Source organism: Undibacterium sp. TJN19 (assembly GCF_049339485.1).
Classification (GTDB): domain Bacteria; phylum Pseudomonadota; class Gammaproteobacteria; order Burkholderiales; family Burkholderiaceae_D; genus Undibacterium.
In genome coordinates this window covers 44,842-59,133 of the sequence record NZ_JBMPPL010000015.1, presented here as the reverse complement: position 1 = coordinate 59,133, position 14,292 = coordinate 44,842, and the positions used below count along the sequence as shown (strand labels likewise).

At 50.6% G+C, this 14,292-nt stretch carries 9 protein-coding genes; 6 read left to right on the top strand and 3 right to left on the bottom strand.

What is annotated here, in order from left to right; all coding sequences use genetic code 11:
• Positions 1-921 carry a LysR substrate-binding domain-containing protein gene (locus ACO0LH_RS26390; RefSeq protein WP_422944132.1) on the top strand — a complete coding sequence of 307 codons (921 nt, stop codon included), beginning with the start codon at positions 1-3 and terminating at the stop codon, positions 919-921.
• Between the two features lie 243 nt (positions 922-1,164).
• On the top strand, positions 1,165-1,854 hold the full coding sequence (locus tag ACO0LH_RS26385; RefSeq protein WP_422944131.1) for a hypothetical protein: 690 nt from the start codon (positions 1,165-1,167) through the stop codon (positions 1,852-1,854).
• Between the two features lie 87 nt (positions 1,855-1,941).
• Here ACO0LH_RS26385 and ACO0LH_RS26380 read toward each other — a convergent pair whose 3' ends face one another.
• Both ACO0LH_RS26380 and ACO0LH_RS26375 read right to left on the bottom strand, forming a co-directional pair.
• Positions 1,942-3,555 carry a tetratricopeptide repeat protein gene (locus ACO0LH_RS26380; protein WP_422944130.1) on the bottom strand — a complete coding sequence of 538 codons (1,614 nt, stop codon included), beginning with the start codon at positions 3,553-3,555 and terminating at the stop codon, positions 1,942-1,944.
• Positions 3,556-3,628: 73 nt separating this feature from the next.
• The gene (locus tag ACO0LH_RS26375; protein WP_422944129.1) at positions 3,629-5,122 is read right to left on the bottom strand and encodes an eCIS core domain-containing protein; all 1,494 of its coding nucleotides are present in this window, start codon (positions 5,120-5,122) and stop codon (positions 3,629-3,631) included.
• Positions 5,123-5,716: 594 nt separating this feature from the next.
• Between ACO0LH_RS26375 and ACO0LH_RS26370 the strand changes: the two genes are divergently transcribed.
• Complete coding sequence (locus tag ACO0LH_RS26370) at positions 5,717-6,910, top strand: RNA ligase RtcB family protein (protein ID WP_422944128.1); 1,194 nt, start codon at positions 5,717-5,719, stop codon at positions 6,908-6,910.
• Positions 6,910-7,542, top strand: coding sequence for a peptide chain release factor H (prfH, locus tag ACO0LH_RS26365; RefSeq protein WP_422944127.1), 633 nt, complete (start codon positions 6,910-6,912; stop codon positions 7,540-7,542). Before ACO0LH_RS26370 ends, prfH begins: the two co-directional genes overlap by 1 nt.
• Here prfH and ACO0LH_RS26360 read toward each other — a convergent pair.
• Positions 7,539-8,105 carry a MerR family transcriptional regulator gene (locus ACO0LH_RS26360; protein ID WP_422944126.1) on the bottom strand — a complete coding sequence of 189 codons (567 nt, stop codon included), beginning with the start codon at positions 8,103-8,105 and terminating at the stop codon, positions 7,539-7,541. The two genes, prfH and ACO0LH_RS26360, sit on opposite strands and share 4 nt — an antisense overlap.
• Positions 8,106-8,172: 67 nt before the next feature.
• Here ACO0LH_RS26360 and ACO0LH_RS26355 point away from each other — a divergent pair, with 67 nt between their 5' ends.
• Complete coding sequence (locus ACO0LH_RS26355) at positions 8,173-10,596, top strand: penicillin acylase family protein (RefSeq protein ID WP_422944125.1); 2,424 nt, start codon at positions 8,173-8,175, stop codon at positions 10,594-10,596.
• A 204-nt stretch (positions 10,597-10,800) separates the two neighbouring features.
• Entirely contained in the window at positions 10,801-14,250 is a 3,450-nt protein-coding gene (locus tag ACO0LH_RS26350; RefSeq protein WP_422944124.1) for a S8 family serine peptidase, read from the top strand.
• The last annotated feature ends 42 nt before the right edge of the window (positions 14,251-14,292 follow it).

The following is a 14,292-nucleotide window of genomic DNA, read 5'->3' as shown; positions in this document are numbered from 1 at the left end:
ATGAGTTCAGTATCTGATGTCGCTTTCTTCACCGAAGTAGTGAAAGCCGGAACACTCTCGGGTGCCGCGCAGGAACTTGGCGTGTCCACTGCCGCCGTAAGCAGGCGGCTCGCCAATCTGGAAGCGCGCCTCAGCATACGTTTGCTGAACCGCACCACCAGACGGGCCGTGGTGACACCTGAAGGCGAGCTATATCTGGCCGAAGGACAAAAAATCCTGGCTGCACTGGAGGAGCTGGAACAACGCCTGTCAAGCAGCAAGGCCGTCCCCAAAGGACTGCTGCGCGTGAATGCCAGCTTTGGTTTTGGCAGGCAATTCATCGCGCCCGCCATCGCCGGTTTTGTAGAAATCTACCCCGATGTTGAGGTGCAGATGCAATTGACAGACAGACCGGTCAATCTCTCAGATGACGGCTTTGATGTCTGCATACGATTTGGCGAAGTGCCTGATGCCAGGATCACTTCAAAAAAAATAGCAAGTAACCGGCGTCTCTTATGCGCTTCGCCCATTTATCTTGAACGCCACGGCGTCCCGCTGACACCGACCGATCTGCAACGCCACCGCTGCATCGTCATTCGCGAAAGTGATGAAACTTATGGTACCTGGCATCTGCATAATGCGAGTACCCAGGCAACCGTAAAGGTGCGTGGCACCGTGTCGACCAATGACGGCGAATCAGCAGTCAGCTGGGCGCTGCAAGGACAGGGCATATTGCTGCGTTCAGACTGGAATGTTGCACCCTATTTGCAATCAGGCCGCCTTCGCGAAGTCTTAAGCGACTGGAAGCTCCCCAATGCGGACATCCATGCGGTTTATCCTATGAAGAACAATCTGTCTGCCAAGGTGCTGGCATTTGTCATTCATCTGGAAAAATATTTCAGGCAGTATCGTTCGCAGGATGGTGTGACTACCTCGTGGTAAATCAAATTTTATCCAAGGAAGCTCTGATCAAGTGACCGCACTACTTCACTACTCGGCATACAAATACATTGCGGCATTTACGATCAAGTGGGGCGTGGATAACTTTACAGATTGATGACGCCAGAAACAAACATATCAGTGAAAATCATATATCTTGAATCACCAAATATACGTGTGGCAAAAAATAAACTAAAATCATAGACGTGCATGACTTAGCTAATTCACCTATCGACAGGAAACCCCATGTCTACCATCAAACACTGGCCATTTTTTTCTCAACGCCTGAACACAAAAACACATTATCTAACAAGTAAATGGGATGTTAGAACTGCGTCTTTTATAAGTTATATACGCATCACTGTGCTGCTGATGTGCGGCCTGTTCAGCGCTTCAGCAATGGCGCAGGATGTTAAATTCATCAAGAGTAACCTGGTTAATCTTTATCACCCGAACGCAACTGCTGCTGAGCATGCAGAAATGCCAATTGTCATGACCTACCCTTCTACGTTTTCGACAGAAGTGCGTCAGGCCAGTGGGCAGTCAATCCTGTTTATCAAAAGCCCCACTACTGAAGTGGACAGTTTTTTTAATAAGGATGCGACCACTGTCATAGGCGATGGTTTTTTCACCATTGGGCTATCGTTGAACGTAGGCTTTATTCCTGGCGCCAATAAATTCAGTGGCGAGGATGAAATGCAGGCGGACTACTTAAAAGCAGGCTTTACCAATGTGATTGCAAGACGTGTGGATCAAAAGGATTTCCCTATTGGAGAGGTGACGGCGACTGCTCCAAACGGTCATCGGGTGTACATCGCGTATATCGCCCTTGGCAATTCAAGATCGGCACTCAGAATCATGTATTACCACCCCAAAGAATACAAACCATTTGAGACTTTGATCTGGCGTAAGCTGATTGATAATCTGGTGGGATAGGCTAGATTGAATTAAAGAAAACGAGTATTTTTTAACCACCTGACTGGCTGTTTTTCTCAAACCCGTATCAATTTATTGAGATATCTATCAAACAGACAGTTGGGCCAGCAACACACTTGCGGCCTCATTTTCCGGCGCCACTTCAAGCAGTTTTTCCAACAATGATCGTGCCTGTTCATATTCCCCCATTTGCTCATGACAGGCAGCCATATTGAACAAGGTGCCGGTATGGCGTCCATAGATATCCTGCGTGCGCTTAAAATAGTGCAGCGCCGCCGGGAAATCATTCATGGCGTAAAACAGGCCTGCCATATCAAATGCCAGATCGCGCTCTTCCCCTAGTGGGAAATAGGCTTGCCAGCAGGCGTGCAACAGTTGTTTCAGCGTGCTGATCCCTGTTTCATCCAAGTCTGGAATGAGCTCCGCAAGACGGGGGATCAAACGCATAAGTTGATGCGCGTCGTTGCGGTTGAAGCGCATATACGAAAAAATCGCGTCTGCGCCCATCGCCGCTTTTTGCTGATTCAGGCATTTGCTGATGGTATAAAAATCATCGGGGCCGAAATTACCTATTTGCTGTTGATAAGCGCGACGGGTGCCAATATGGACATCAGGATTATCGACCAACAACAGGCAGATAATGGCGACACTTTGGTGGTGATGTAAGGGTTGCAATGCAAGCCCGCCAGATGCTTCGCACCAGGCGATAAAGGCGTGGTAATTCACACTCAGGGAAAACGAGCCATGCAGTATTAGGCCCGGTGCATCAGCGTGTACAACCCCGGCTAACTGACAATTACCCTTGTCTGCCGACAGTAGCATCATGCCTGCTGTTGACAATGCTTGCAGCCGGTTCAGGCAACGCAGGCTGGTGGCAGGAAAAAGTATATGTGCGCCATCTGGCGCATCAATGTGGTGGCAATATTGTTCCAGTTGCGCCTGCAATGCTGGCTCTGCATAGAACGGTTGTTCACATATCTGGTATTCGGAATGGACTTGCAATTGCGCCAGCAGGGCGGCGGTGTCAAGTTCATCGGGTTTTTCAGCGCTGGCCAGCGACACCAAAGTATGATGCGCAATGCCATCTTTGAAATACAGCAAATCTTGTGGCACGCCATCAAATACATAATTCGCCAGCACGACGATGGGATTCTGCAATGTCGCCTTGCCAATTCGCTTGTCGCTGATTTGCAGGTTTAGCTGGTCACCATCATTCACGTCAAACAGCGCCACATCCAGCAAGCCAATGGCGAACCAGTCTTGAAAACTGGCATGCTTGCACCAGGCATCAAGATTGGTCTGGGTAAAATCAGTCAGCACATAAAGAAATGCCGAAGGCGGCACATTATATTCTGTGCACAAAGTCATTAAATGCCGCAAGAAATAAAAAGCAAAACGCCCTGAACCTGCACCTAGTTCACAGAGTGTCAGCACTTCTGCATGAGCTTGTGTAACTTGATTGTTTTGCCTGTCCTGATAAAAGGCAAACACGGTTTCTGCATAGGCTTGTGCGATAGTGGGGTTGCTGGTCACATAATGAGGTACTTCTTCATGCCGCCATGCATTAGCACCACGCTGGTTAAAATAATGACGCTGCATCTGCCACAACAAGGACTTTGCAAATGGCTGATGTTCTTCCAGGATGTACCAAAGTTCTTCAACTTCTTTTTTTTCAGCCGGCGCATAAGAGGAAGTGCTCATCAATGGAAATTAATGGATCAAATGGATAAAAATAGAGAAACAGCTAAACAAGATTTAATACAAATGTATTGTCTTATTGACGCCCGTCAGCAGCCAATTTCGCTTCTGCGGCCAAAGAAGCATCAGCAACCACACGGTCAGTACCACCGCCACCTTCAGCCTTGGTAACACGTACTGTTCCATTGCGGCGATAGTGCACATGCACTTCTTTAGATTCGTTATCATTATTTAGAACCAGACAAACTATGCGTACATAAGCGCCATATCGAGGGTGCAACGTGGTAAGATGCCCACCTACATTTGATACTCCCAGTGGTATTTGATTAGGTCTCAGACCGCCCCTTGCCACGACAGGAGCTGCCTTTACTTCCGCTTTCACAGACTTATCTTCACCAGGTCTACTTTCTACATAGGCAACCTCAGCGTCATCTGCAGCTTTTTTCTTCGTAAATAGTTTATCTGGAATAAGACTAGATACCCACTTACCACCTATATTTTCTACCGTTCGTTGCAAGATTGCCGCAGGGTTAGCGTACAACTGAACTGAAGATGCAGATACCCAGCTTGCTGTCGATTGTTTTGCCACGCCCTGCAACACACCCACTCCAACTGCCTGTGCCTTCGCACCCATCACATCTGCTTCCGTCTCCAGCCCCACATCGTCATTCACAGCTGTGCCCTTCATTTGCAAAGTCGGCTTGACGCGCCCTTGCGCCTGTTGCACGACATGCCAGGCTTCGTGCGGCAAGTGTTTTTCCTGCCCCGGTGCCAGGTGGATGTCACTGCCCTGGGCATAGGCGTGAGCCTGCATTTGCGCCGGTTGTGCTGAGTTGTAATGTACTTTGACATGATCAAGGCTCATGCCTGACAAGGCTTCTACGCCAGCCTTTAATTGCTTGGGCAGACCGGTGTCGTTTGCAATAGTTGATGCTTGCTGCAATTGCGTCGTGGCACCGGCAGAGGCAAATTTACCTTGTAATAATTCTTCATCTTTTGCCAGCTGCGCTGTTTCAAATTTCCCTTGCAGAGGGTCTTCTTCAACCACGCGTTGCGCTGGCTCGAATTTTCCCTGCAACAGTTCTTCATCTTTTGCCAGTTGCGCTGTTTCAAACTTCCCCTGTAGAAGATCCTCTTCTTTCACGCGCTGCACCTGTTCGAACTTGCCTTGCAACAGCTCTTCTTCCTTTGCCAGTTGAGTGGTTGCAAATTTGCCTTGCATGAGTTCTTCATCTTTGGCGCGTTGTGCGGGTTCGAATTTACCTTGCAACAGCTCGTCATCTTTCGCCAACTGAGCAGTAGCAAATCTGGCTTGCAATAATTCTTCATTTGCCTGTTTTTGCACAGGGGCAGTGTCCAGGCCGGCATGGTTTGTCATCAGTTGTTTTAAATTGCGCAAACTGGCATGCCTTGGACTGGCATCCATCATGGCTTTTAACTGTAACTGTGACGTCGCAGATGCGCGCTTATCGACAAAAGAGGTGTCAGCCTTGCGTTGTGCTGATGTCTTGGCGGATGCTTCATCCCTGTGTTGCGCAGCCTTCTGCCTGGGTTCTGATTTGTAGGCCATGTCTACCTCGCTATTGGGAACATTGGGAACGCTTGCTGCAAAGCAGACTTCACCAGAATGTACAGGTTATCGGTCAACGATTTGCAGAGGGATGCTCGCGGTGGCACGAATCCACACTCAGATAAGGCACCATAAGTAGCAGCTTTCAAATATTACTAAAATTTCTACTATATTTCCAGATAATTAGCATTTATTTCATAACTATAAGTCATGTAAATATAAAAACATAAATCACATCAGGATGGCCTTTGCACTGAAATCATAAACCGGCCTAAAGCATCTACAACGCATCTACAAGGTATCTGGCAGATTTTTATGTATTTGAATTAACTTGCCAAAACCTAAAAGTGTCAGCTATGATCAATATCTATCCATCAACCACCCTCTGCTGAAAGGAGAAAAAAATGCGACAACTACAAAACCTCTCTCCTTCATTGGGTCTGGTTTCTTAAAGCCTGAACTGAACCATCGCTGCCTTTCTGGCGCAGCGTGGTCCAAGGCAATATCAATCGTCTTTCATTGACTGGCACAAGCTAGTGGTGAAATCACGTTCCAGTGCCCAATTCCTTTGTTACTATTTTTTGGAATTCCTTCATGGGCAATTTTATTCAGCAATTGTCTGAGCGCGTATCGATGATCGCCTCAGATCGCTTGTGGCTTGAAGACGCTGCAATTGAGCAACTCAAGACAACGGCACAATTAACACATATGGTCAGCGTGGTTGGTTTGCCTGACCTGCATCCCGGGCGTGGTTATCCTGTTGGCGCAGCATTTCTGTCGAAAAACCATTTTTACCCCGCACTGGTGGGCAATGATATCGGTTGCGGCATGAGCCTGTACCAGACTGACCTGGCCATCAGCAAAGTCAGGTTGGATAAGCTGGACAAACAAATCGGCAATCTTGATCAGCCACTGGATGATGATGAATGGCTGCAATTGCTGGCACAACATCCTGAACTGACAACAGAAAAACAGACGCTGGTCACCTGCCTGCAACATGCCGGGCTGGATCTGTTGCAACTACGCTCGCTGGGTACGATAGGTGGCGGCAATCACTTTGCCGAGTTGCAGATCACTGACAGCGTAGAAGATACTCCTGCTTTTACAACGGCAGGTCTGCAAAAGAAACAGGTACAGCTACTGGTGCATAGCGGTTCACGTGGCCTCGGGCAATTTATTTTGCGTCAGCATGTCGATGCCTACAGCCATGCGGGCCTGGCCAGCGAGACAGACGCAGCAGCTGATTATCTACGCAAACATGATGCAGCATTGATGTACGCAGCACTGAACCGTAAGCTTATTGTTGCGCGGCTATTGCGTCGTATGCGCTGCAAGGGCGAACTGGTCCTGGATGTGCACCATAACCTGGTGACGCCGCTGGATGTGGACGGGCAACGCTGCTGGCTGCATCGCAAAGGTGCCAGCCCCAGCGATCAGGGTCTGGTGATGCTGCCCGGTTCACGTGGTGACTACAGTTACTTGCTGCAACCCCATATTCAAAATGCTGCCAGCAGCCTGCATTCACTGGCACATGGTGCAGGACGCAAATGGCAGCGTACTGACTGCAAGGACAGGTTGTTCAAACTGGCCACGCCTGAACAATTAAGCCGTACTGACCTGGGTAGCCGTGTCATCTGCGAAGACAAGGCCCTGATTTATGAAGAGGCACCACAAGCCTATAAAAATCTGGACAGCGTTCTTGACTGCCTGGTCAGTGCTGGCCTGGCCACTGTCATCGCCCGCAGCAAACCGCTGTTGACCTACAAGACCCGTGGGGAGTGCTGCTGATGGTATACCTGCAAATCACAGCCAATACCGGTCCGGCAGAATGTTGCCTGGCAGTGGCCAAGGCATTGGCACGACTGCTGAAAGAAGCCACAAAAAACCATGTCGAGTGCCGCATTTTGGAACAGGTTGATGGCCCTTATGCCGGAAGTCTTCGCTCGGTCTTGCTGGAACTCAGTCATGTCACAGATACCCATGCAGCCATGCAACTGGCACAGGCTTGGGAAGGTAGCTTGTTGTGGATATGCGAGAGCCCTTACCGGCCTTCGCATAAACGCAAGAACTGGTTTTTGGGAGGGCGGATTTTTAAACCGGGCGCGACTATGCCCGACAGTGAAATTCGCTATGAAGCCACACGCGCCTCCGGCCCTGGTGGTCAGCATGTCAATAAAACCGATAGTGCCATCCGGGCGACACATATCGCCACGGGTATTTCAGTCAAGGTGCAAACTGAGCGCAGCCAGCATGCGAACAAAAAACTGGCGGCGCAATTACTCAGCAATAAAATTGACGAAATCAACGAGGCAAGACAACGTGACGGCAAGGCCGAGAGGCGCATGCAGCATCATGATACAGAAAGGGGAAACGCCAGGCGCGTGTTCGTGGGCAGGGATTTCAAGGAGCAACTGGTTTAATTTTTGCCAGACAGCATCTTGAATTTTTTGCGTGCGACAGCAGCACCGGCACCGCTGCCACTATCGGTGGCGGTGCTTTGTGCAGTTGTCACCACTTGCTCGGGTTTGCAGGTCAGCATGGCAAAGGTGGCCTGCAATTCTTTTTTCAGGGTCTTTAACTGGCGCATATGTTCATCAATCTGCGCCATTTTTTCTGTCAGTTGCTGTTCGATTTCAGCGCGGCCAAACTGGCCTGCTGTGAGGCGCGGCAAGATCGCCTGTATCTCGCCAAGACTAAAACCCAGCGCCTGTGCGCCACGCACAAAACGCAGTAATTCAACATCGGTTAGTGTGTAACTGCGGTAGCCATTACTTTGCCTGGCGGGCGCTTTGATGATGCCCTGCTTTTCATAATAACGTACCGTATCTGTGCTGACCTGACTGGCTTTGGCGAACTGGCTGATGTTCATGGCATGGTTTTCTGAAAAATCGGCTTGACCCTGGAGTGTAGACCAGGCTTTAAGCTGCGTCCATGTATTCTGCCGGGCTGGTGCGAGATTAGGACTTGACGGCAATGCAGTCATGGGAAATGATGCTAACGGATTCCAAAAACAGTATTACAACGAGATAAAAATCTTCCACGGAGATGGCATGGGAAAAATCTTGAAGCGTAGCGCCATAGGTATCGTATTGCTGCTAGTCATCGGTGGCACTGCTGCCTATCTGAAATTAAATAGCGCCGCGCATCCACAGATTGATGGCGAGATGAAACTGGCGGGGCTGAGCGCGCCGGTCAAGGTCTTGCGTGATGAATTGGGTATACCCTATATTTTTGCCAGTAACACGCCTGATCTCTTGCGCGCTCAGGGCTTTGTCGTTGCACAAAACCGGCTCATGCAGATGGAGCTGTTCCGCGCGACCTGGCGCGGTGAATTGTCTGCCAGCCTGGGCGCAGAAACCCTGCCCGGCGACATACGCATGCGGGTGCTGGGCATACGTCGCAACGGTGAACGTCACGCGGCAAAGCTAAGCCCAGAAACCCGGGCATTTTTCCAGTATTACGTTGATGGTATCAATGCCTATATCCAGACTTACCCCGATGAACACCCGATAGAATTAAAAGCCGTCGGGCTGGTACCGCAAGCCTGGCAGGTCTCTGACCTGATCGCCCTGATTCACTATATCCATTACACGCATTCGACCAATTTCAAGGCCGAGGTGGTGGCACAAAAACTGATAGACAAACTGGGCCTGGAAAAGGCGCAGGAAATCTTCCCGCTGACGATTAACCCCGACTGGCAGAATGGCAAGACCGCCAATGCCATTCCTGAAGCGGCAAAAGCCGAGGCTGTGCAATTGAACCTGGCCTGGAAAGACTTGAATATTGCGCCAGAAACCCTGAACCATCAGGGCCTGGGTTCCAACAACTGGGCGATAGGACCATCACGTTCGCAATCAGGCAAGGCAATGGTGGCGAATGACCCGCATCTGGATAACCGCATCTTGCCAGGGACCTGGCACCCGATAGGCTTGTTCACCCCCGATATACAAGCGGTAGGGGCCGCCCTGCCCGGCATGCCGGGCATACTGGTCGGGCGCACCAGACACGTCGCCTTTGGTGTGACCAATGCCTATGGAGATGTGCAGGATCTGTATGTAGAAACCATAGACCCTGCCAATAAAGATAATTACATGGATGGCGGCAAAAGCCTGCCATTTACCGTCATCAATGAGAGCATACGCGTCAAGGACAAGAGTGCAGCCGGTGGTTTTACAGAACAGCCTCTGAAGATACGCTTTACCAAACGTGGCCCGGTCGTCACTGATCACCCTGGCCTGGGCCCGCAGGGCAATAAAGTACTGGTATTACGTTCTACCGATGCCGAGGTGCTGGCCGCGCAAACCGGCATAGAAGGCTTGCTGACCGCAGCCAATGCGCAAGACTTTGACAAACAGGTACAAAAGATAGACCTGATGATGTTCAATTTTGTATTCGGTGACGACCAGGGCACCATTGGCCACAGGGCCACGGGTGCCGTTCCCATACGGGCCGGTGCGGATGGGGGTTTCCCGCGCCTGCCACCGGCAGATGGTTCGGACGACTGGACAGGTTTCATCCCCAAAGACCGCATGCCTGGCATGATCAACCCCGAACGCGCATGGGTCGGTACAGCCAATAATGACACACGACCACAGGATTTCCCATGGTATTACACCAATTATGTGTCACCCAATTACCGTTATGCGCGCATGGGCCAGGTGTTGGGTTCAGCCCGTAAAATGACTGTGGAAACCCACTGGAAACTCATGCATGACAACCGCAACCTGCAATCGGATATATTGCGGCCCGTGATGGTGGCAGCGCTGGAAACTGACTCTGCCAATAAAGACCTGGCAGCCATATTGAAAAACTGGGATGGCAATGACAATGCCGACCTGGCAGCACCGCTGATTTACCAGACCCTGTACCGGGAAACCGTCATCGGCACCTTTACCGATAAACTGGGTGAGGATGTCGCCAAGGATATGCTGGCAACCTGGTATTTCTGGCAGCAGCGCTTTGACGCGCTGGTGGCCACACCTGATTCGGTCTGGTTTGATGATACCCGCACCAAAGACAAGCGCGAAAACCTGGCCGATGTGATACGCGCCGCTGCACCACGTGCCCGTGCCTTCATTGAAAGCATACAGGGTAAAGACCCGGCCAACTGGCGCTGGGGCGCTGCCCATACGGTACGTTTTGTCAGCCCCTTGCGCCGCAATGGCAGCGGGCAGGAATTACTCGGTGGTTTTACCGTAGAACGCGCGGGAAGTGGCGAAACACTGAATCGTGGTGTCTATGATTTCCACAAGCCGTATGACATCAATTTCTTCGCTTCCATGCAAGTCGTTATGGATTTCGGTGACGATGAAAAAATCGAAGCCGCGCTGGCAGGTGGTGTCAGCGAAAGACATTTCCAGAGCCATCAGAATGACATGGCGAAACTGTGGGCAAGTAACCAGCACCGCCCCTGGTGGTTTGCACCCAGGCAGGTAGAGGCACATGCAAAGAATAAGCAGATGCTGGTGCCATAATTCATGCAATGGTCATAAAATGGGCAGCCTGCGAGCTGCCCGTTTTTATTTTCTGACCTGTTCATGTGTACACCACAAATAAAGAGGTATTCAACTCTGCCTTACATTTCATGAAGACGCAAAAAAGATGTTACAAAAGTGTAACAGCAAGAAGCTATCAGTTAAAATAACGCCGACTTTAACTTGCATGAATCAGAGAATCGCATGGCTTGGTACGAACAGAATAGAGATTTACCTGGTGGAACAGATACATTTGCTTATTTGGAAGCCAGTGGCATTGTCTATGGAAAAATCGATACGGCAACTGACACGGATTGGTATCGCATGGATATGCAGGCCGGTGTGCGTTACACCGTTACGCTCAATTCTCTTTCCGCAGGTGCCAATCTGAGCCTGGTCTTGCGAGACGGTGCCGGGAAAATCCTGTACACGGCGCTGGCAAATGGCAATAGCAATAATTCCATCAGTTATACACCGACAACCAGCAATGCCTATTACTGGGATGTGGAAGGCACGGGCACAGCCGGTTTTTATACAATGTCCGCCGCCAGCAATCTGGCCGACGATTATCCGGCAAATAGCACCACCACCAGTGTTCTGACTGTAGGGCAATCAAAATCTGGAACGCTGGAAGGCTGGAGTGATGCCGACTGGCATAAGGTGAACCTAGTGGCTGGCCACACCTACAAGATATTCAGCGCAGGCGGCAGCTTGTCCGACCCTTACATGGCAATCTATGCAAGGGAAGACAGCGCTTCACTGGCGGTTTCTTCCAATGGCAGCATGACTTTTACACCCACTGTCAGCGGCACCTACTATGTTGACATCAGCTCCAATTCGTCAAGAACCACGGGCACCTACCAATTGCAGGTCAGCGACCTGCAAACGACACAGACGTCAACACCGTCCATTCAAGTTACCAATCAGTACATCAACCGTAACAGTAGCGGCAACAGCGAAATGGTGTTCACGCTGACCTTGTCATCTGCCGTACCAAATACCGTGACTGTAGTCGCCAAGACACTCGGTGAAACTGCGCAAGCTGGTGTTGACTATACGGCGGTGAATCAGACTGTCACATTTCAACCCAATAGCACTACTGCGACAGTCAAGGTCCCCATTTTGGGAAGCAGCAATCTGCTACCTGGCCTGGCATTTGAACTCAACCTGAGCAATGCGGTTGGTGCCACGATCAAGGCCAATTATTATGATCCCAGTGGTACATTGCAAACGACACGCCAGGCCGATGCCTGGGGTGTGATATTTGGTTCTGACTATGGTCCTAGTGGCTATCTGCCTACTGACCCGTATTTTCAGTACCAATGGTATTTGTTCACCACCAGGACAGAACTGGCCTGGGCCCATGCGACAGGCAAAGGCGTCAAGATCGCGATTTTTGATCAGGGCATTGATGCCAGTAACAGTGACCTGACCAGGAATGACAATATTGCGCTGGGCGTGAATGCCTATAGCCTGACCTCTGGTGGTTCACCTGTGCTCAGCACGGACAATCACGGTACGCTGGTAGCAGGCATCATCGGTGCAGCACGTGATAACAAGGGCATCGTTGGCGTCGCTTACGATGCCCAGTTAATCCCTATTTATACGTCTTCCGCTTATGGCCAGAAATACCTGACTGAAACAGTCAATGCTTTCACCTACGCGAAGTCATTTGATGTGCTGAATAATTCCTGGGGGTATGGCAATTTGCTAGCGCAGAGCACCAATTGGGCATTTCTCGACAATGCAAATGACCCCAATTTTGCACCCGCATTTAAAGCGCTGAAGGATTTGGCAACGGTCGGCCGCCACGGACTCGGCACTGTAGTCGTGCAGTCTGCCGGCAACTCATACAGTGTTGGCGACGATACCAACCTGCATAACTTCCAGAATAGTCGTTACATCATCACTGTTGGTTCAACGGATTACTTCGGCAGCGATTCAAATTTCAGTACGACCGGCGCATCCATACTGGTTTCGGCACCAGGTGGTGCAGGTTACCGGGATTTCAACAGCATCATGACCACTGACCGTAGTGGTGCAGCCGGTGAAAACTTGACTGACTTTGCATTTTCTGACGGCACCTCATTTTCTGCACCTATCGTGTCAGGCATCGTCGCTTTGATGCTGGAAGTGAATCCTAATCTAGGCTATCGTGATGTACAGCATATTCTTGCCTACACTGCGCGCCAGACCGGAGACCCCAGTGCATGGGCCAACAATGGTGCAAAAGACTGGAATGGCGGTGGATTGAGATTTGAATCGGTCACGCAATCTTCTGGTTTTGGTCAGGTGGATGCACTGGGCGCGGTAAGACTGGCAGAGACCTGGAACACGCCCGCGCAGACTTTCGCCAATACCAAAGAAGTGATCGCAAGCCAGACTGTGGCCCAGTCCATACCTGACAATGACAGGACAGGCATCAACAGCACAATAGTTGTTTCCAGCAATCTGACAGTAGAACGCGTCGATGTCACTGTCAATATTACGCACCCTTTTATCGGCGACCTGGAAATCACCCTGCACTCACCGACGGGCACAGCCAGTTACCTGATGTACCGCCCTTCCAAAGGTAGCCTCAGTGCCTTTGGATCCAGCCAGGACAATGTCCATTTCACTTTCGATACCGTACTTGATATGGGCGAAGCGGCCAGCGGCACCTGGACCCTGAATGTGCGCGACCTGGCAGCGCAGTCCGTCGGCACATTTGATAGCTGGAGCATAGACCTGATCGGCCACACTACCAGCAATGACCATAGCTTTATTTATACCAGCGCCTTCCCTGACCTGGTGAAAACAGATCCCACGCGCGCTGTGCTGAGCGACCCGAACGGTGGTATTGATACCATCAACGCCGCCGCGCTGAGCCTGGACAACCGGATTGATTTAAGTGGTGCCACTGCATCCATCCTGAATGGTAGCGCGTTGACTATCGCCAGGGATACAGTGATCCAGAATGCTTACGGTGGTGGCGGTGATGATGTACTGATTGCCAATCCCAAAGGCAGTCTGTTGTATGGCATGGATGGATACGACACATTGGTGGGAGGCATAGGCAACGACACCTTGGTTGGTGGTGCAGGCAATGACAGTATTGACGGTGGTGCAGGTTTCGATACCGCACTGTATGGCAACGCCAGATCAAATTATACGATCACCAGGAACGCCAGCGGCTTTACCGTGAAAGATGCCAGCGGCGCGAATGGTACAGACAGTCTGAGCAATGTCGAACGACTGAATTTTTCAGACGCATCTGTCGCCCTCGATATCAATGGCATAGCAGGTCAAGCTTACCGCATTTACCAAGCTGCATTTGCGCGCAAGCCAGACCTTGCCGGTCTGGGATACTGGATTGCTGAAATGGACAAGGGCACCAGCCTGACGTCAGTCGCAGCTGGCTTCTTCGAATCAAAAGAATTCCAGGGCTTGTATGGTATCAATCCCGGCGCTGACAAGCTGATTACATTATTGTATGCAAACGTCTTGCACAGGACACCCGATCAGGCTGGCCTTGACTACTGGCGTGCCGAACTCTCGAGTGGCCACATCACGTCAGCGGGTGTACTGGCAAGTTTTTCCGAAAGCCAGGAAAACCAGGTGCAGGTCATCGCTGCAATACAGAACGGTATCGATTTTCTGACTTACCACGCTTAAACCATGCTGCTTAAGTTGTCAGACTGGCGCAAGCACACAGAT